Source organism: Mesorhizobium sp. M6A.T.Cr.TU.016.01.1.1 (genome assembly GCF_003952585.1).
GTDB classification, from domain to species: Bacteria; Pseudomonadota; Alphaproteobacteria; order Rhizobiales; family Rhizobiaceae; genus Mesorhizobium; species Mesorhizobium mediterraneum.
The window spans coordinates 1,772,199-1,789,860 of record NZ_CP034452.1; the positions used below are offsets into that span (position 1 = coordinate 1,772,199).

Below are 17,662 nucleotides of genomic sequence, written 5' to 3' on the forward strand. Positions count from 1 at the left end.
CGCGCTACTCGGCCGCCGCGCGGATGCCGGACGGCGTGTCGGGAAAGGCACAAATGACGGTGGTGCCCCTGTCCTTGCCGGTCTCGATGCGGACGCTGCCGCCATGCAGCTCGACAAAGCTCTTGACGATCGACAGGCCGAGGCCGGCGCCGCGCCGGCGGCCACCATTGGTGCGCGGCTCGAAACGACGGAACACCGAATCGAGCAGGTCCGGCGGCATCCCGGGACCGTCATCGTGGACGGAGAATTCCACGCCTTCGGCAAGCGAGCGGCAGGCGAGCGTGATGGTGCTCGCCTCCGGAGCGTAGTTCGCGGCGTTGCTCAGCAGATTGTAGAGGATCTGGCGGATGCGGGTTTCGTCGCCGTGGAACGTCTTTGGCGCGGTGGCCGCGTCAATCTTGAGCCTGATTGCATGCTCCTCCAGCCGGTCGGCAACAAGCTCGGCGGCGGCGGCGATGGTCCGGTCGACGTGAACTTCGGAGATGTCGAGCTCCATGATGCCGGCATCCACGGTCGCCAGGTCGAGGATGTCGTTGACGATGGTGAGCAGGACCGAGGAAGACGAGCCGACATGCTCGACATATTCGCGCTGCTTCTGGCTCAATGGCCCGGTCGACGGCAGCGAAAGAAGCTCGGTGAAGCCGATGATGTTGGTCAGCGGCGAGCGCAATTCGTAGGAGACGTGCTGCACGAACTCGTTCTTGAGCTGGTCGGATTTTTCCAGCGCCTCGTTCTTGTCCTTCAGGGCCCGCTCGACATTGACGCTGTCGGTGACGTCGACGAAGGTCATCATCACCTGCCCGTTGGGCAGCGGGATCATCGCGTAGCGCAGCACGTTGCCGTTGTTCAGCTCGGTCTGGCCGTGGCGGTCGCGGCGCTCATCGTCGAAACCGGTGATGGCGGCAACGAACCCGGCCCAGGGACTGTCGGCGGCGCGCCGGTCGCAAAGATCGCGGATCGTGGAGACGTGGACGTTGGGCTTGGCGGCGTCGGCGTCCAGTCCCCAAAGTGCTGCGAATGCCGGGTTCGACAATCTGAGCCTTCCGTCCGGGCCGAACACGGCCACGCCCTCGGCAAGATTGTCGAGCGTCTCGCCCTGGACCCGCACCGCGGTCTGGTAGCGGCTTTCGAGGTCCATCTTCTCGGTCAGGTTCTCGAACACCCAGGTCACGCCGCCCTTGGGCTGCGGATTGGCGACAACGCGGATGGTCTTGCCGTCCGGCAGATGCCACCAATGTTCCTGCGACTCGACCGCGCGATAGGCGCCTAGCAGGCTCTCCTTCCAGCGCCGCCATTCGGGCTGCTCGGCGATCTTGCCTTCGCTGCGCAGCCTGTCGAGCAACAAGGCGTTGTCCGGGGCGCTGTGCAGGAAGCCGCTGTCGAGGCCCCATAGTTTCTGGAACGCCTGGTTGAAAAACCGCAGCTTCTCGTCGGTATCGAAAATCGCCACGGCGGTGTTGAGTTGATCGAGCGTGTCGGCATGGCTCCGCACGGTCCGCTCGTATTCGTTACGGATGATCTCGATGCCGCTGGTGTCACAGGCAAGACCCGCCGAACCATCCGCGCCGGCGAAGTCGGTCACAGCGAACATGCGGCGGTCGCCTTCGATGACGGTGGAAAGCGCCTGCTCGAAGACGGGATGCGACTTGTGCTGCGCAGCGATCGCATCGCGCGCCTGGCCACCCAGGAATTCCTTCGCGTCGCGAACGGCCGCTTCGGCATTTTCCGCTTCGACTGCGTTGGCATAGGCGCGGTTGACCCATTTCAACCGCCCGTCCGCCGTGCGCAGCCATGACGGCATGCTGAGCGCGTCGAGAAGGCCGAGCATCGTGTCATAGTCGGCGGCGAGGCGCTGGTTCTCGATTTTCAGCCTGGCCTCGCTTCGCTGCGTTTCAGACAGCGAGACGAAGCGCACAAGCACGTGTGCTGCGCTCTTGCGACCGTGCACTTCGAGCGGCGCACCGACCTGCGATTCGATGACGAGATCGAACGGCCTCGCCTTTTCCCGCAGTCCCGCCACGGCATTCTCGAGCGCCGCCGCCGAGCGCGGCATCAGCCAACGGCCGAAGGCGAGGAAAGCGGCGCGGTCTTCCGGGGCGCCGCTCTCAACCGGCAATGTTCCGACGAGCTCGGGTTTCTTGTTTTCCGCGGCCCATACGATGACACGCTGGTCGCGCAGATTGAGCAGCGCCTCGGAGCGCCGCAGCGCAGCGTTGACGTCGGCTAAGCGGGCTCTGAGTTCGACATTCTGTGCCGAGGTGCGCGCTCTTTCGCGGATCAGGGCGATGGCCGAGACAAGTGCCGCGCCCATGACGCCGACAAACATGGCGAGCTGCATGACCTCGACCGTGGAGACCGACAGCCCGGCTTTTTGCGCAGCGACGGTTTCAGCATGTGCCGCAAAACCGAGCAGCGGACCGGCGAGCGCGGAAGAGGCAAGCAATTTTCCGACGCGAGCGCCAGCGCACCATAAGAGACTTCCGCCTGTTGCAGCGGAATCCGTGGTCACCGAATCGTTGTGGCCGCCGGAAACGGCCTGTCCCGCGCGAGGCGGGTTATCCCCCGGCATGTCTTGGTCCTCTTCGCCGCCTGAATGCAAGACCGCCCTGATGCGTGCGTCGGCCCTCGTCCCCGGACCCGCGAATCAGCACCATAGCGCTTGCGCGAATCGGCGTGAAGAATCAATCAGCGCAAAAATAAAGCCGGGCGAAAAGTCAATCGCCCGGCATCAATATCTAGTGGTAATTTAAGCTTTGGTTAATAGCGGTAGTGTTCCGGCTTGAACGGCCCCTGCGGGGTCACGCCGATATAGGCGGCCTGTTCGCCGGACAGTTCGGTAAGCCGGGCGCCAAGCTTGTCGAGATGCAGGCGCGCGACCTTTTCATCGAGGTGCTTCGGCAGGACATAGACCTGATTCTTGTACTGGCCGGGCTTGGTGTAGAGCTCGATCTGCGCCAGCACCTGATTGGTGAAGGACGCCGACATGACGAAGCTCGGATGGCCGGTGGCATTGCCGAGATTGAGCAGGCGGCCTTCCGACAAAAGAATCATCCGCTTGCCGTCCGGGAAGGTGATCATGTCGACCTGCGGCTTGATGTTGGTCCACTTCAGATTGCGCAGCGACGCCACCTGGATCTCGTTGTCGAAGTGACCGATATTGCCGACGATCACCATGTCCTTGAACGACCGCATGTGGTCGAGGGTGACGACGTCCTTGTTGCCGGTGGTGGTGATGATGATGTCGGCCGTCGGTGCGGCATCCTCGAGCGTGACGACTTCGAAGCCGTCCATCGCCGCCTGCAACGCGCAGATCGGATCGACCTCGGTGACCTTGACGCGGGCGCCGGCGCCCTTGAGCGACGCCGAAGAGCCTTTGCCGACGTCGCCATAGCCGCAGACGACCGCGACCTTGCCGGCCATCATCGTGTCGGTGCCGCGGCGAATGCCGTCGACCAGAGATTCCTTGCAGCCGTACTTGTTGTCGAATTTCGACTTGGTCACGCTATCGTTGACGTTGATGGCCGGGAACGGCAGCAGGCCCTTCTTCTGCAACTGATAGAGCCGGTTGACGCCGGTCGTCGTCTCTTCGGTGACGCCGCGGATCGCTTCCTTCTGCATGGTGAAGAAGCCGGGCGAAGCCGCCATACGCTTCTTGATCTGCGCAAACAGGATCTCTTCCTCCTCGCTGCCCGGATTGGAGAGCACATCCTCGCCGGCTTCGGCGCGCGCGCCGATCAGGATGTACATGGTGGCGTCGCCGCCATCATCCAGGATCATGTTGGAGGTGCCGCCATCGGCCCACTGGAAGATCCTGTCGGTGTAGACCCAGTAGTCTTCGAGCGTCTCGCCCTTGATGGCGAAGACCGGAATGCCGGCCTCGGCGATGGCCGCGGCCGCATGGTCCTGGGTCGAGAAGATGTTGCAGGAGGCCCACCGGATATCGGCGCCGAGCACCTTCAGCGTTTCGATCAGCACCGCCGTCTGAATGGTCATGTGCAGCGAACCGGTGATGCGCGCGCCCTTGAGCGGCTGCGCCTTGCCGAATTCCTCGCGGCAGGCCATCAGACCCGGCATTTCGGTTTCGGCGATCTCGATCTCCTTGCGGCCCCAGCCGGCAAGAGAGATGTCGGCGACCACATAGTCTTTGCTACCCGTCATGGCAGTGCTCCGATCAAGAATTGTCTTCGGGATGCGCCCGCGCCAAAGGCGTTTCGAAGGGCGCGAGTTGCCGGCCTGACTAGCAGATCGCCGGTCGAACGACAATGGGATATAAAGAAATCTTTATCCGTGCATGTCTTCGGAAGCGATTTTCGGAAAGCACGATGCGCAAATTCGAGTCCAAAGGACGCGCGGCGCTCCAGGCGTCAGGACTCTTCGCCGAAGCGGGAGGCGACCAGTTTCTCCAGTGCGTCGATGACCTGCTCGGCCTCCGGGCCGCTGGCGGTGACGCGAATCGAATAGCCGGGGCTCGCCGCCAGCATCATCAAACCCATGATCGAGGTGCCGCCGACCTTGACGCCGTCCTTCTCGACATGGACGGAGGCGTCGAAGCCGCTGGCAACCTGAACGAACTTCGCCGAGGCGCGGGCATGCAGGCCACGCTGGTTGACGATTGGAAACTCCCGGACGATGTCATCCTTCTTGGCCGACAGCGCGTTCATTTGCTGCTCAAAAGCTGGCTGGCGACATTGATGTATTTGCGGCCGGCTGCCTGCGCCTCGTCCAGCGCCGCGCTCATATTGTCGCCCTTGCGAATGCTGGACAGCTTGATCAGCATCGGCAGGTTCATGCCGGCAATGACCTCGGTACGACCGGATTCCATCACCGAAATGGCGAGATTGGAGGGCGTGCCGCCGAACATGTCTGTCAAAACGATGACGCCCGCCCCCGTGTCGACACGGGCAACGGCGTCGACGATGTCGCTGCGGCGCTGCTCCATATCGTCATCGGCGCCGATCGCCACGGTCTCGAAACTGTCTTGTGGCCCGACGACATGTTCCACGGCATGGCGGAATTCGGCGGCCAGTTGACCGTGCGTTACAAGCACGAGTCCGATCATTCTTTGGTGGCTCCCGTCATCGCCGCTTCATAAGGCGTTTCATACTCGCCGGCCATTTTAGGCGGCGGGAGCGCTATCTTGTCGACGCGAGACGCGTTGACAAGCCCAAAATTGCATAGGCCTAGGCCATTTTGACGCATTGCAGCAAAAAACCGGAACCGGATCATAGAAAAGGCGCGATGGAGAGCCGTGCCATCACCGCCGGCAAGGCCGTGGCGGCGTTGCGCTCGGCAAGGTCGATACGCGGCACCGGACAGCCTGCCACCGGTTCGCTGATTTCCTCCTGGAAACGGGCCATTTCTGCCTTCGGCACCAGCCGGACATGCAGGTCGATCACTCCACCCGGCTCGAAGGGCAGCGGGCGCGGCATGAACCCAGGCACTTCGGCGAGACCGGCGATGGTCGCCGGCACGCCACAGACCAGCCGCCCGGCGTGGGCCACGGCGAGCAGCCTGTCATCGCCGATAAGCCGCGAAAACAGCCCGCGCGCGCGGCAATGATCCAGGAGCGTCAGCGCCAGCGTCGTCTTGCCGGCGCCGGACGGTCCGGTGATGAGGACGCCGCGCTCGCCGATCAGCAGCGCCGTTCCATGAATGTTTTCAGCGCGCATAGATCAGCCTTCGGCCGGCAGTGTCACGACGAAGCGCGCGCCCTTGATTTCGCCGGGTTTGGTGCCCGGGATGTTCTCGGCGGTCAGCGTGCCGCCATGGGCTTCGACGATCTGCCTGCTGATCGACAGGCCAAGCCCTGAATTCTGGCCGAACGCCTCGCCGGCCGGCCGGTCGGTGTAGAAGCGTTCGAAGATGCGGTCGATGTTGTCGGCTCTTATACCGGGACCATTGTCGTCGATGGTGATGATGTTGACCTTGCCGGCACGCGCCAGCGAGATAGTGATGTGGCCGCGCTCTTCAGGAACGAAGGAGCGGGCATTCTCGATCAGATTGGTGATGACCTGGCCGATCCTCAGATCGTGGCCGGCGACGAAGTAGCCCTTGACGCCCTGCGGCGGCTTGGCGACCTTGAACTCGATCTCGACCGTCTTTTTGTTGCGCGTGGCGGTGCGTGAAACGTCGACCAGATCCGTGATGAACTTCTTGAGATCCACGGTTCCTGCGTCTTCCCGCGCGAGCTCGGCGTCAAGACGGGAGGCATCGGAAATGTCGGTGATGAGACGGTCCAGCCGCCTGACGTCGTGCTGGATGATATCCATCAGCCGGCTGCGCGACGTGTCGTTCTTGGCCAGCGGCAGGGTCTCCACTGCGCTGCGCAGCGAGGTCAGGGGGTTCTTCAACTCGTGCGAGACGTCAGCCGCGAAACTTTCGATCGCCTCAATGCGGGCATAGAGCGCATTGGTCATGTCGCGCACGGCGATCGACAGATTGCCGATCTCGTCCTGCCGGTCGGAGAAATCAGGGATTTCCTCGCGGTTCTTGACGCCGCGCCGCACCCTGACCGCCGCCGCCGACAGCCGGCGCAGCGGGTTGGCGATGGTCGAGGCGAGCAGCATCGACAGGATGGCGGTGACAAGGGCGGCAATGCCGAAGACGCGCAGGATCGCCTTGCGCTCGGCCGCGACGATCCTGTCGATGTCGCCGCCTTCCGTCGACAGCATCAATACGCCGAGAACGGCGCGGAAGCGCTGGATCGGCACGGCGACCGAAACAATCTGCTCGCCCTGTTCCGAGATCCGCACGATGGTCGACGGGCTGCCGGTAAGCGCCTTGACCACCTCCGGAAATGCAGCGCCATTGCCGCCCGGCTGCTCATGATAGACCGGCAGCGCGGTGTTGCGGAAGAAATCGAAGACGAATTTCTGGATACGCTCCAGAAGGTCGGGCTCTTCCGCGGCGACCGGCGGCAGGTCGTAGCGAAGGATCTGGCCGCGCGAATAGAGATGGCGGGAATCGAGCAGCAGGTTGGCGTCGCGGTCATAGATGCGGGCACGCGTCCGCGTCGGCGAAATCAAGCGCCTGAGCACCGGCGCGACGCGCTCCGGATTGATCGGAAAGTCCAGATTGTCGAGCTGATCGGAGCCGGGACCCAGGCTTTCGCCGGCCTGCAGTTCCAGAAGTTTTTCCGGATCGATGCTGATCGAATCGGTCTCGACCGTCGCCGATGCCGCGATCGCGCCGGCGATGATCTCGCCCTGGGTCATCAGGCTCTCGACGCGGGCATCGATCAGCCCGTCGCGAAACGTGTTGAGGTAGAGAATGCCGGTGACCAGGACGGCCAGGCCGGCGAGGTTGAGGAAGAGAATGCGCCGCGTCAGGCTGGAAAAGATATGGTGGCCGAGGAAGCGGCGCATCGGCACCGTGATCCTCGACAGGAATGCGGGCAGAATCCGCGACGGGCGCCGGCCGCCCGTCCGTCTCACTCGCTCTACGTCCACTGCCATCGAATAGCAGCCCCCGCTCGGTCTTTAGTTTTGAGCATGTCGTTGTCCCAAAACCGGGACCACTTTTGGACGACATGCAATAACGTTTTCGATGCATGTCGTTGTCCCCAAAACCGGGACCACTTTTGGGCGACATGCATCAATTCATGCTTCGCGGAACCGGTATCCGACTCCGTAAAGGGTTTCGATCATCTCGAAGTCATCATCGACGGCCTTGAACTTCTTGCGAAGCCGCTTGATGTGACTGTCGATGGTGCGGTCATCGACATAGACCTGCTCATCATAGGCCGAATCCATCAGCGCATCACGGCTTTTTACCACACCGGGACGCTGGGCCAGAGAATGCAGGATCAGGAACTCGGTGACGGTAAGCGTCACCGGCTCGCCCTTCCAGGTACAGGTGTGGCGCTCCTGGTCCATGACAAGCTGGCCGCGCTCGAGCGAACGTGCCTGCTGGTTGGGCGTCTTGGCCGACGCCTCGCGGGCGCTGGCACGGCGCAGCACGGCCCGAACCCGCTCGACCAGAAGACGCTGCGAGAAGGGTTTGCGGATGAAGTCGTCGGCGCCCATCTTGAGGCCGAAAAGCTCGTCGATCTCGTCGTCCTTGGACGTCAGGAAGATCACCGGCAGGTCGGATTTCTGGCGCATCCGGCGCAGAAGCTCCATGCCGTCCATGCGCGGCATCTTGATGTCGAGGATGGCGAGATTCGGCGGACGCGCCGCCAGGCCCTCCAGCGCCGATGCCCCATCCGTGTAGGTTTCGACGCGATACCCCTCCGATTCGAGGGCGATCGACACCGAAGTCAGAATGTTGCGATCGTCGTCGACAAGCGCGATTGTTGCCATTTCAAGTGGCTCCCTCATGAGCTGTCCCTTCTTTGGTCGAGAAGGGGCTTTTGCAGGACAAATTAGGTACAAAATGTGGCACAGGCTCAGTCCGCTGTCACGAGCGGCATGCCGGCGGCCACAATCTCACCTCGATATGGATTGGACTGATAAAGACCGCCAATCCTTTGGGCAACCGCCTGATTTTTTGCATATATAAACGATTTAAACAACTTTCAAAATATTTAAATCGATTAATTATTTGATATCATTTGGCTTTTCTGGTTCTGACGCTTACAGTCTCCGTCGTGGGGGCTCCGGAAATTCGCCGGCCAGGATGCTCAAATCGAAGAAGGAACCCTCATGTCGGAAGCCGGCAAACGCAATCCCGCATGGGCGATCGATCGGATCGGCCTGAAAACCACGGGCGCGGTGCGCTATAATTTCGGCGTGGCGGCCCTTTACGAGGAAGCGATCCGCCGCGGCGAGGCCCGGACAACCGCGCATGGCGCGCTCGTCGCCGAAACCGGGCAGCACACCGGCCGCTCGCCCAAGGACAAATTCATCGTGCGCGACGAGACCACCGGGCCGCATGTGTGGTGGGACAACAACAAGGCGATTTCGCCGTCCCAGTTCGACGCGCTGCTCGCCGATTTTCGCGCCCATGCGGCGGACAAGGATCTTTATGTGCAGGATCTGGTCGGCGGCGCCGACGAGGACTTGAAGCTGACGACCAGGGTCGTCACGGAGCTTGCCTGGCACTCCTTGTTCATCCGCAATCTGCTCATTCGTCCGGAAGCCGCCGAGCTCGAGCATTTCGTGCCTGACATGACGATCATCGACCTGCCGTCATTCCGCGCCGATCCCGTCCGCCACGGCACCCGCACCGAAACGGTGATCGCCGTCGATCTCTCGCGCATGATCGTGCTGATCGGTGGCACCTCCTATGCCGGCGAAATGAAGAAATCGGTGTTCACCGTGCTCAACTATTTGTTGCCGACGAGGGGCGTGATGCCGATGCATTGCTCGGCCAATGAAGGCGCTGGCGGAGACGCGGCCATCTTCTTCGGCCTTTCGGGAACCGGCAAGACGACGCTGTCGGCCGACCCGTCGCGCACGCTGGTCGGCGACGACGAGCACGGCTGGGGCCCGGATGGCATCTTCAATTTCGAAGGCGGCTGCTATGCCAAGACGATAAAGCTTTCGGCCGAAGCCGAGCCGGAGATCTTCGCCACCACGCAGCGCTTCGGCACGGTGCTGGAGAATGTGGTGCTCGACGCGGACCGTGTGCCGGATTTCGACGACGGCAGTCTCACCGAAAACACGCGCTGCGCCTATCCGCTCGACTTCATCCCCAACGCCAGCAAGACGGGCCGCGCCGGTCACCCGAAAAACATCATCATGCTGACCGCCGACGCATTCGGCGTGATGCCGCCGATCGCCCGGCTCACTCCGGCGCAGGCGATGTATCATTTCCTCTCCGGCTATACCGCCAAGGTGGCAGGGACCGAAAAGGGCGTCACTGAACCCGAAGCGACGTTTTCGACCTGTTTCGGCGCACCGTTCATGCCGCGCCATCCGTCGGAATACGGCAATCTGCTGCGCGAGCTGATCGCCCATCACGGTGTCGATTGCTGGCTGGTCAACACCGGCTGGACCGGCGGCGCCTATGGCACCGGCAAGCGGATGCCGATCAAGGCGACGCGGGCGCTGCTTGCCGCGGCACTCGACGGCTCGCTGAACGGGGCCGATTTCCGCACCGACGCCAATTTTGCTTTCGATGTGCCGGTGGCGGTCGCTGGCGTCGACCGCGCCATTCTCGATCCGAGATCGACCTGGGCCGACACATCAGCCTATGACCTGCAGGCGGCGAGGCTGGTCGGCATGTTCGCCATCAATTTCGAAAAATTCGAACCTCATGTCGACGCCATTGTGCTCGGCGCCGCCCCGCGCATGCGCGAAGCCGCGGAATAATCGCCGGGCGGATATCCTGCACCTCAAGGCCCGGACCGGGATCGGGGAGGCCCGACCCGGGGAACGGGAACGCCCGACCCCGGGGATCGGGCCTTTTCTTTTTTCGCTTGCCGCGCCATGACTGCGGCATGAACGCCGACGACAAGATCATCATTGCCGACGATGCGGTGATCCATCCGGATGACCTGCATGAGGACTTCATCCGCTCGTCCGGCCCTGGCGGCCAGAACGTCAACAAGGTGGCGACGGCGGTGCAATTGCGCTTCGATGCGGCGAATGCGCCGGGCCTGTCGGAGCGCGTCCGCGAGCGAACCATAAAGCTGGCCGGCCAACGCGCCACCAAGGACGGCGTCATCGTCATCGAGGCCGGACGCTTCCGCACGCAAGAGCAGAACCGGGCTGACGCCCGCGCGCGGCTTGCGGAACTGGTCGCCAAGGCCGCCGAACCGCCGCCGCCGCCGCGCAAGAAGACGAGGCCGTCGAAAGGCGCGGTAGAAAGGCGGCTGAAGACTAAAGCTGGGCGCGGCACAATCAAGAAACTGCGCGGCCGGGTGGACGACGATTAGAGCGACGTGCGTCCACGATGTGGCAGGCGCGACATCGATCCCGCGGTCGAGACGGCTTCCAATTCAAGGTTGCAGATGGCAAGTTCTGTATTCGCCACAGCAAGGGAGACCACAGATGGGCATGTTTGATTTCGTCAAGGGCGTCGGCAAGAAGCTCGGCTTCGGCGACGATGAGCCGGAGCCGACCGCCGATACGCTCAAGAAGGAGCTCGATTCGCACGCGCTCGGCACCGACAATGTGGAAGTCGTCGTCAAAGGCGATACGGCCGTCCTGAAAGGCGTGGTCAAGGATCAATCGATCTTCGAAAAGGCTGTCATCGCCGTCGGCAACACGCTCGGCGTCTCCAAGGTGCAGGCGGACGAATTGCAGGTCGCCGCACCCGAGTCCGGCACGCCCGCTACCGCGGCCAAGGAACCGACCTTCTACACGGTCAAGAAAGGCGACAACCTCTGGAAAATCGCCGAAAAGAGCTACGGCAAGGGCAAAGGTGCGAAGAACCCGATCATTTTCGAGGCCAACAAGCCGATGCTGACCCACCCGGACAAGATCTATCCGGGGCAAGTCCTGCGCATACCGGACCTCGACTAAGAGACTGTTTGGAAACTCTACTCCGGCGGCTATCTGATAGCGTTTTCTGCGCTTCCGGTGCTCACGTGCTTAAGTACGCTCCGCTCCGGTTCTCGAAACCACCACCATATGACTCGCCAGAGCGAATTTCGAAACAGTCTCTAAGCCCGGTGCAATCGCGACAAGAGAAGAACGGCGGCTTTCGGGTCGCCGTTCTTGTTTGTTGGTGGCATTATCCGCCAGATGAACCTAATGGAGCGACCAAGCTGATGCTCGTTCTGCCCAAAGGTGTCCGCCACATGCCCGGCTATCTGTCCCGTGCGGTGCAGGAAGCGCTGGTCGAGGATGTGAGACGGGTCGTCCAGGAGGCTCCCCTGTTCGTGCCGGCCATGCCGCGCACCGGCAAGGAGATGAGCGTGCGCATGACCAATTGCGGCCCGCTCGGCTGGGTCACCGACAAGGAGCACGGCTATCGCTACCAGCCGACGCACCCGGTGACCGGAACGCCCTGGCCGCCGATCCCGGACGTGCTGCTCGAGTTGTGGCGGGACGTGTCTGACTATCCGCATCCGCCGGAGGCTTGTTTGGTCAATTTCTATTCGCCGGACGCGAAGATGGGCCTTCACCAGGACCGCGACGAGGAGGATTTCGCCGCGCCGGTCGTGTCGGTCTCACTGGGCGACGATTGCCTGTTCAGGGTCGGCCAAAGCACGCGCGAAGGCGGCACAAAATCGTTCAGGCTGAAAAGCGGCGACGTCGTCGTGCTTGGCGGCGAAGGCCGCCTCTCTTTTCACGGCGTCGACCGCATCTATCCCTCGACCTCGGCGTTGCTCAGGAATGGCGGACGGATCAATCTGACGCTGAGGCGGGTGACGACGCCGACGTGAGGCGCCCGACCGTCAACGGGCCGGGGCGGACATAGTCATCGCGTAGATAGATGCGCAGGGCACCGTCTTCGGCGAGCACGTGGTAACGGGCCAGGATCGCGTCAAAGCCAAAACGCTCGGTCAGTTGGCTTGTCCAGTTGGTGTTGTTTTTCTTGAAGATGATGACATCCGCGCGCAGGCGCTCAAATTCTTCGCGCTTGCTTTCGGCGTAGCGCACCATGATGGCTTGGTAACGTGTCGCCTCGGCGGTGTCACCGGAGAGAACCGCCTGCTGGGACAGGCGGAGCGAGAACGCTCCAAGCCAATCGCTGACATGGGTCGAAACGAACTGCCCGTCGATCATGCGGTTCAGCGGATGTCCAGAGGAAATGTCCGGGCTGATCAACGCGACGGTCGGCCGATCGGTCGCGGCGCGAATGGCGGCAACCAGCCCGGGGTCTGGCTTCTGAGTGCTCCAGTACGGCAAGAAAGCGATCGCCACCCCCGCCAGCGCCCAAGCTCGCGAAGGTGCCGTCACAAATGACAACAGCCTTGGCTGCTGCTGCTCGATCCTGGGCAATGCCAGCAGGCAGAGAATGGCTGCCACGGCGCAAAAGATGGCGGGATAGGCATGATAGGCCCAGCCTTTCGCCTGGTAGAACAGCGGGAACATGCCGGCGACCGACGCGGTCAGCGCTACCGCCGCCAGCTCCGGAAATCGCCCGGCCGGCCACAGCCACCACGTCAGGAATACGAGAAAGCCCCACGTAAAACCGTAGACGATCACAATCGGCAGAAAGACGCTGACCTTTGCATAAACATCCGCCATCAGGGGATAAACGTCGCGCAGGAATTCCGGATGGATCAATGTGACCGCGCCGAAATAAGCGATGCAGACGCCGCCTATGACCCAGTGCTCCGGAGCGAAAACCGATTTCAGACTGCATCGGCGTGCTGCGACGAGCAGTGCCGGCGCCAACACCATGATCGCGTAGTAGGGCTTGATCAGCAACAGAACACTGCCCGACAGGCCGGCAAGGGCTGCAAGACCCAAGCCTGGTTGCGCCGTTGCATCTCGGCGCGCGCGCCAGGCATGAAGTGCCAGCAGCGGCATGAAAAGCGCTATGCCGATATGCTCTCGCTCGCTGAAGGCGTTGCCGGGAAAGATCACCAGCATTGCGTAGAAAGCTGGCGCCAACGCAAATAGTGATGCTGCTTCGGCGAAACCCGCACGCTTGACGATCACGCCCGAAAACGAAAGCCCGACAAGTGCGGCAAGATAGGTCCAGGCCTGAACCAGGACTTCCGGGGCGATTCCCAGCAACCTGGCCGCAGCCACTGGCGGCAGATAGAGCCATACGCTGAATGGAGGGTTGGTCTCGTAGATTTGCGTGTAAAGCCGCTCACCAGAGAGTATCCGTTCGCAGACGGTGATCAGCCAACTCGTATCCGGAATAGTTCCCCAGCGCACCTGACAGGCGATCGACAAGACTGTGAGCGCAGCAATCGCAAGGACATTGCGGCCAAGATGCAGCGACGCCGCAAAATCCCGACTGCCCCACCGGCCCCAGCCGCCAGTCTCGTTCGCGACGCTCACGGTGCTGTCCTGCCCCGGAACGTTGACATATGTGCTCTCCGATAAAACGATTGGATAGCCCTTACCATGTTCTCTGTAGCCTCTTCCTCGATCAGCCAATCGTTCGGACGGAACTAGTTCGAAACGGGCGTCAATTGGCGCGCGCCGCCGCGCAGAAAGACGGTGATCTCCGGCTCGGCGTGCAGCACATGATAGTCGCTCAAGGCAGCTGCGATTCGCTTGTCCTGCAGCATCAAGGCAGTCCACGAGGGAGAGCCTGACAGCACGATATCGGGCTTCTTCGCTGATATTTCGGCGGCGTATTCGCCGATCACCCGATCGCGGATCCCTTCAAATTTCCGTTTCTGTCCGTATTCATCGGCCTTGCGAGCAAGTATTTCCGCATTGAACACCGCCCAGGCGCCTGGGTGACGCGACATGAACTTGCCGCCGACCAGCCTGGTGAGGGGATGGCCCACCTGCATCCGATCCGCGATCGACATGATCGTCGGGTTTTCGATCGTGGCTCTGATTGTGGCGGCGGACCGCTCTATCGGCTCGTTGTCCGCAGTCAGCGCAGCGTATTGTGCTCTACCCGTTATTTGCAGCACCAACACGCAGCCGAAGACAAGGGCGGCTTTGCGAACGAAGCCTGCAGCGCGGAACTCACCGAACCGCGGAAGCTGGACAGCGAATGCAAGTACCGCCACAACCACCATCGGCAGCGCGTGGTTAGGCCAACCCTTGCCCATGACGACGAAGGCGGGGATGAACCCGAGAGCGGCCAGGAGCGGAATCCGGACGTCCCAATGCAATTGTCTGATGTCGCCCGCTGCCAGCACGACAGCCGCGGCCAGAAGCAGCACTATCTTCGGCCAGTTTGCCATCATCTCGACGACCGAAGCTCTCACCGGCAGATACACCTCCCTGATGAAGGGCAGTATTTCGCTGAAGTAGGCGCGATCGAAGATCGCAATGGAAGCCACATAGATGACAATGATCGCAGCGCCGAGAAGATTTTCCATGGCGAAGAACGGCTTTAGAGACCGTCTCTGGAGCGCAAGGCACAGCGAGGGCAGCAGGAGGGCCAGGGCAAAATGCGGTGGTTTGAGCATGATGACGGTGGCCGCGCCCAGCCCCGCCAGAACGCGCTCCACGGTCGAGCCTGTGACGAAGTCCGGCGTGCGCTGGCGTGCGCACTGCAATGCCAACCAGGGCAGAATGGCAATCAGCGCGAAATGCTCGCGTTGGCCGAATTGGTCCGGCAGGAAACACAGGACCATGAACAGCGCGACCGGAGCTGCCCAGAGAGCGTTAGGCTGTCGGTAAATCGGGTCGACGCGGACGAGAATGCGGGCGGAAACAAACAGGCTGGCCAAGCTCAGGCAGACGACACCGAGCGTCAGCCAGACTTCGGCACGTATGCCGCTAAGCTTTTCCAAGAGCATAAACGGCATGTAGAGAAAGATCGAGAAAGGCGGATTGGTCTCCATGATGTCGGTGTTCAGTCGCTCTCCGCCGAGCAACCGATCACACGCAACCAGGAGCCATGACACATCGACATTGGTCGGCGTCACAACTGTCGATAACCAGACGGCATACGCCACGACCACGCCGACCAGCAACGACGGAGCAGCACCTGCGCCGCCGACAAACCGCGAGAAACGGCCTATGGCAGGCAGCGGTTCACCGAGGGATCGCGCGCTAGAGACCACGAAACACCCAACGCCCGAGGACGACATAGTTGATAACCGGCACGGCAATGCAGGTCAGCAGGATCGGGACTGAAGCAGGGACGCCGAGCATCTGGGTCAAAAGCCCCGGCAGAGCGACCGCGACAGCGAGGCCCGAAGCGGTGAGCAGGAGGAAGCGGGGCAGTTCCATTGCGTGGCTGCCGCCAGAGATGAATGTGAAATATTTATGCCCGGTATAAGAAAACAGCGCGGCGATGGCGTAAGCCGCAAAGGATGTGAGCGCTGCCGGCAGGCCCGCCGTTGCCTGTCCACGCGACAGCAGGAAAGCGCAAACGGCATAGATCAGCGTCGAGGCAATCCCGATCAGGGCAAAGCGCGACAGGCGACGATACGAGCCAGTAGCCGACATGGCGCGATCAGGCCGCCAGTTTCTCGTCGAGGCGACCGGTGTCGACGGCGCCATCCCTACGAAACACGGCCAGTAGCGAGACACCAAACGGCAGGCTTGCGTTTGGCACGATACGGCCCTCCGCCGAAAACACAGCCTTCATCGCCGCATTGACCGGCTTCGGCGGCGTCGCGTGGCCCGCTGGCCTGGCCGGTTTGCGCAGCCTGTCAACCAGTCGTGCCAACACAGCTGCGGGAAACAGCGCGGCATTGGTGTAGCTCAGCCGGTCGATCGTGAAGCCGGCCTTTTCAATGCGCTCACGCAGCAGATTGCGGGAATAGCGCCGCATGTGATGCAGCCCCACGTCGTGGGCGCTCCACAGCCATTGATGTGCAGGCACCGTAAGGATGACGCGGCCACCTGGTTTCAGCATTTGGCGGATTGCGGCCAGCGATGCTTCGTCCTCCGCGACATGCTCCAGCACGTCGAACAGGCAGATGAGGTCACAACTTTGCGGCGCGACAGGAATGTTGTCCGGCAGATGGCCGGCGAGAAAGTCGCGGCCGGTCTTTTCCCCGGCGATCTCGCGCGCCAGATCGCTCATTTCCACCGCCGTCACCGCGCCGAACTGTTCCAGCATCGCGATGTTGCCGCCGGTGCCGGCGCCGATCTCGACGATGCGCGCCTTTGCGGGCAGGTCGAGGTGGCGAATGACCGCCTCCGCGATGGCGCGCCGCCCGCAGAACCACCAATGCTCGTCTTCCGTGGCGGCCATCTGTCGGTAGGCGTCGAGCTCCATCAGTTCATCCCCTCATATTTGCGACGCACGATGTAGATCGGACGCTGCTTGATCTCGGCGTAGACCCTGCCAAGGTACTGTCCGATGATGCCGATGCCGAGCAACTGGATGCCGCCAAGGAAAAGAACACTGACCAGCAGCGAAGCGTAGCCTGGCACATCCGCGCCAAAGATCATCGTCTTGGCGACGATCAGCAGGCCGTAGAGGAATGACAATGCCGAGATCGTCGCGCCGACATAGGTCCAGATTTCAAGCGGCGCGGTGGAGAAGCTGGTGATGCCTTCGAGCGCGAAGTTCCACAGCCTCCAGCCGGAGAATTTCGACTGGCCGGCGATGCGCCGATCGCGGATATATTCGACGGTTGCAGTGCGGAAGCCCACCCAGGCGAACAGTCCCTTCATGAAACGACGGCGTTCGGGCAAGGAGCGCAGCGCTTCGATGACCTGACGATCGATCAACCTGAAGTCGCCGACATCATGCGGGATCTTCTGCTGCGCGATCCAGTTGTGAACGCGGTAGAACGTCGAGGCGGAGCGCTGCTTTAGAAAACTGTCGCTCGACCGATTGGCTCGCTTGGCCAGAACGACCTCGAAACCCTCGCGCCATTTCTCGACAAGCAGCGGAATGACATGCGGCGGGTCCTGCAGGTCGACATCGATGGGAATTGCGGCATCGGCATCGCAGCTGTCGAGACCGGCGGTCATCGCGGCCTCCTTGCCGAAATTGCGTGAAAGGTCGATCACCCGAATACGCGGATCGGCTTGCCGGGCTTCGATCAGCCGTTCGAGCGTCGCATCGCTGCTGCCGTCATTGACGAAGATGAGATCGAAGGTAACGCCATTTTCCTGCAGCGGATCGATGCTTTCGCATACGGCCTTCAGAAATGGCGCGATCGCGCCTTCCTCATTGTGCACCGGCACGATCAAAGCAATCGTTGCGGTCCCGTTCGCCG

16 protein-coding genes are annotated in these 17,662 nt (G+C 62.0%); 4 read left to right on the forward strand and 12 right to left on the reverse strand.

The window, feature by feature from the left end:
• Positions 1-4: 4 nt before the first annotated feature.
• The 7 genes from EJ075_RS08215 to EJ075_RS08245 form a co-directional block, all read right to left on the reverse strand.
• Positions 5-2,569: a PAS domain-containing sensor histidine kinase gene (locus EJ075_RS08215; protein ID WP_126103992.1), complete on the reverse strand. Its 2,565-nt coding sequence runs from the start codon at positions 2,567-2,569 to the stop codon at positions 5-7.
• A gap of 188 nt (positions 2,570-2,757) precedes the next feature.
• Entirely contained in the window at positions 2,758-4,158 is a 1,401-nt protein-coding gene (gene ahcY / locus EJ075_RS08220; protein ID WP_126103993.1) for an adenosylhomocysteinase, read from the reverse strand.
• Positions 4,159-4,364: 206 nt separating this feature from the next.
• Positions 4,365-4,661, reverse strand: a complete 297-nt coding sequence (locus tag EJ075_RS08225) for an HPr family phosphocarrier protein (RefSeq protein ID WP_126103994.1) — start codon at positions 4,659-4,661, stop codon at positions 4,365-4,367.
• On the reverse strand, positions 4,658-5,059 hold the full coding sequence (locus tag EJ075_RS08230) for a PTS sugar transporter subunit IIA (protein ID WP_029347440.1): 402 nt from the start codon (positions 5,057-5,059) through the stop codon (positions 4,658-4,660). Before EJ075_RS08230 ends, EJ075_RS08225 begins: the two co-directional genes overlap by 4 nt.
• Positions 5,060-5,222: 163 nt before the next feature.
• Entirely contained in the window at positions 5,223-5,669 is a 447-nt protein-coding gene (locus tag EJ075_RS08235; protein WP_126103995.1) for an HPr kinase/phosphorylase, read from the reverse strand.
• Positions 5,670-5,672: 3 nt separating this feature from the next.
• Positions 5,673-7,454 (reverse strand): sensor histidine kinase, encoded by a 1,782-nt coding sequence (locus EJ075_RS08240; protein ID WP_126103996.1) that lies wholly within the window; start codon positions 7,452-7,454, stop codon positions 5,673-5,675.
• Between the two features lie 144 nt (positions 7,455-7,598).
• On the reverse strand, positions 7,599-8,300 hold the full coding sequence (locus EJ075_RS08245) for a response regulator transcription factor (protein ID WP_023796909.1): 702 nt from the start codon (positions 8,298-8,300) through the stop codon (positions 7,599-7,601).
• A 342-nt stretch (positions 8,301-8,642) separates the two neighbouring features.
• On the opposite strand from EJ075_RS08245, the gene EJ075_RS08250 reads away from it, so the two are divergent.
• The 4 genes from EJ075_RS08250 (at position 8,643) to EJ075_RS08265 (ending at position 12,274) form a co-directional block, all read left to right on the forward strand.
• Positions 8,643-10,253, forward strand: a complete 1,611-nt coding sequence (locus tag EJ075_RS08250; protein WP_126103997.1) for a phosphoenolpyruvate carboxykinase — start codon at positions 8,643-8,645, stop codon at positions 10,251-10,253.
• A 128-nt stretch (positions 10,254-10,381) separates the two neighbouring features.
• Positions 10,382-10,819 (forward strand): alternative ribosome rescue aminoacyl-tRNA hydrolase ArfB, encoded by a 438-nt coding sequence (gene arfB, locus EJ075_RS08255; RefSeq protein ID WP_077374749.1) that lies wholly within the window; start codon positions 10,382-10,384, stop codon positions 10,817-10,819.
• 115 nt (positions 10,820-10,934) lie between these two features.
• The gene (lysM, locus tag EJ075_RS08260; RefSeq protein ID WP_095484476.1) at positions 10,935-11,408 is read left to right on the forward strand and encodes a peptidoglycan-binding protein LysM; all 474 of its coding nucleotides are present in this window, start codon (positions 10,935-10,937) and stop codon (positions 11,406-11,408) included.
• 248 nt (positions 11,409-11,656) lie between these two features.
• Positions 11,657-12,274, forward strand: coding sequence for an alpha-ketoglutarate-dependent dioxygenase AlkB (locus tag EJ075_RS08265; RefSeq protein ID WP_126103998.1), 618 nt, complete (start codon positions 11,657-11,659; stop codon positions 12,272-12,274).
• Here EJ075_RS08265 and EJ075_RS08270 read toward each other — a convergent pair.
• From EJ075_RS08270 to EJ075_RS08290, 5 genes are all read right to left on the reverse strand, one after another.
• Positions 12,237-13,949, reverse strand: a complete 1,713-nt coding sequence (locus EJ075_RS08270; protein WP_126103999.1) for a hypothetical protein — start codon at positions 13,947-13,949, stop codon at positions 12,237-12,239. The two genes, EJ075_RS08265 and EJ075_RS08270, sit on opposite strands and share 38 nt — an antisense overlap.
• A 14-nt stretch (positions 13,950-13,963) precedes the next feature.
• Positions 13,964-15,436: a hypothetical protein gene (locus tag EJ075_RS08275; RefSeq protein WP_206437539.1), complete on the reverse strand. Its 1,473-nt coding sequence runs from the start codon at positions 15,434-15,436 to the stop codon at positions 13,964-13,966.
• A gap of 97 nt (positions 15,437-15,533) precedes the next feature.
• Positions 15,534-15,932, reverse strand: a complete 399-nt coding sequence (locus tag EJ075_RS08280) for a GtrA family protein (protein WP_126104000.1) — start codon at positions 15,930-15,932, stop codon at positions 15,534-15,536.
• A 7-nt stretch (positions 15,933-15,939) separates the two neighbouring features.
• The gene (locus EJ075_RS08285) at positions 15,940-16,710 is read right to left on the reverse strand and encodes a class I SAM-dependent methyltransferase (RefSeq protein WP_126104001.1); all 771 of its coding nucleotides are present in this window, start codon (positions 16,708-16,710) and stop codon (positions 15,940-15,942) included.
• Positions 16,710-17,630: a glycosyltransferase family 2 protein gene (locus EJ075_RS08290; RefSeq protein WP_245458121.1), complete on the reverse strand. Its 921-nt coding sequence runs from the start codon at positions 17,628-17,630 to the stop codon at positions 16,710-16,712. The genes EJ075_RS08285 and EJ075_RS08290 overlap by 1 nt, the downstream gene beginning before the upstream one ends.
• Positions 17,631-17,662 lie beyond the last annotated feature (32 nt).

What these genes read in the sequence shown, in the direction of transcription:
- EJ075_RS08245 (WP_023796909.1), bottom strand. Translation starts at nt 8,300, where the DNA reads ATGGCAACAATCGCGCTTGTCGACGACGATCGCAACATTCTGACTTCG.
- EJ075_RS08235 (WP_126103995.1), bottom strand. Translation starts at nt 5,669, where the DNA reads ATGCGCGCTGAAAACATTCATGGAACGGCGCTGCTGATCGGCGAGCGC.
- EJ075_RS08230 (WP_029347440.1), bottom strand. Translation starts at nt 5,059, where the DNA reads ATGATCGGACTCGTGCTTGTAACGCACGGTCAACTGGCCGCCGAATTC.
- arfB (WP_077374749.1), top strand. Translation starts at nt 10,382, where the DNA reads ATGAACGCCGACGACAAGATCATCATTGCCGACGATGCGGTGATCCAT.
- EJ075_RS08285 (WP_126104001.1), bottom strand. Translation starts at nt 16,710, where the DNA reads ATGGAGCTCGACGCCTACCGACAGATGGCCGCCACGGAAGACGAGCAT.
- EJ075_RS08265 (WP_126103998.1), top strand. Translation starts at nt 11,657, where the DNA reads ATGCTCGTTCTGCCCAAAGGTGTCCGCCACATGCCCGGCTATCTGTCC.
- ahcY (WP_126103993.1), bottom strand. Translation starts at nt 4,158, where the DNA reads ATGACGGGTAGCAAAGACTATGTGGTCGCCGACATCTCTCTTGCCGGC.
- EJ075_RS08280 (WP_126104000.1), bottom strand. Translation starts at nt 15,932, where the DNA reads ATGTCGGCTACTGGCTCGTATCGTCGCCTGTCGCGCTTTGCCCTGATC.
- EJ075_RS08240 (WP_126103996.1), bottom strand. Translation starts at nt 7,454, where the DNA reads ATGGCAGTGGACGTAGAGCGAGTGAGACGGACGGGCGGCCGGCGCCCG.
- EJ075_RS08225 (WP_126103994.1), bottom strand. Translation starts at nt 4,661, where the DNA reads ATGAACGCGCTGTCGGCCAAGAAGGATGACATCGTCCGGGAGTTTCCA.
- lysM (WP_095484476.1), top strand. Translation starts at nt 10,935, where the DNA reads ATGGGCATGTTTGATTTCGTCAAGGGCGTCGGCAAGAAGCTCGGCTTC.
- EJ075_RS08250 (WP_126103997.1), top strand. Translation starts at nt 8,643, where the DNA reads ATGTCGGAAGCCGGCAAACGCAATCCCGCATGGGCGATCGATCGGATC.
- EJ075_RS08215 (WP_126103992.1), bottom strand. Translation starts at nt 2,569, where the DNA reads ATGCCGGGGGATAACCCGCCTCGCGCGGGACAGGCCGTTTCCGGCGGC.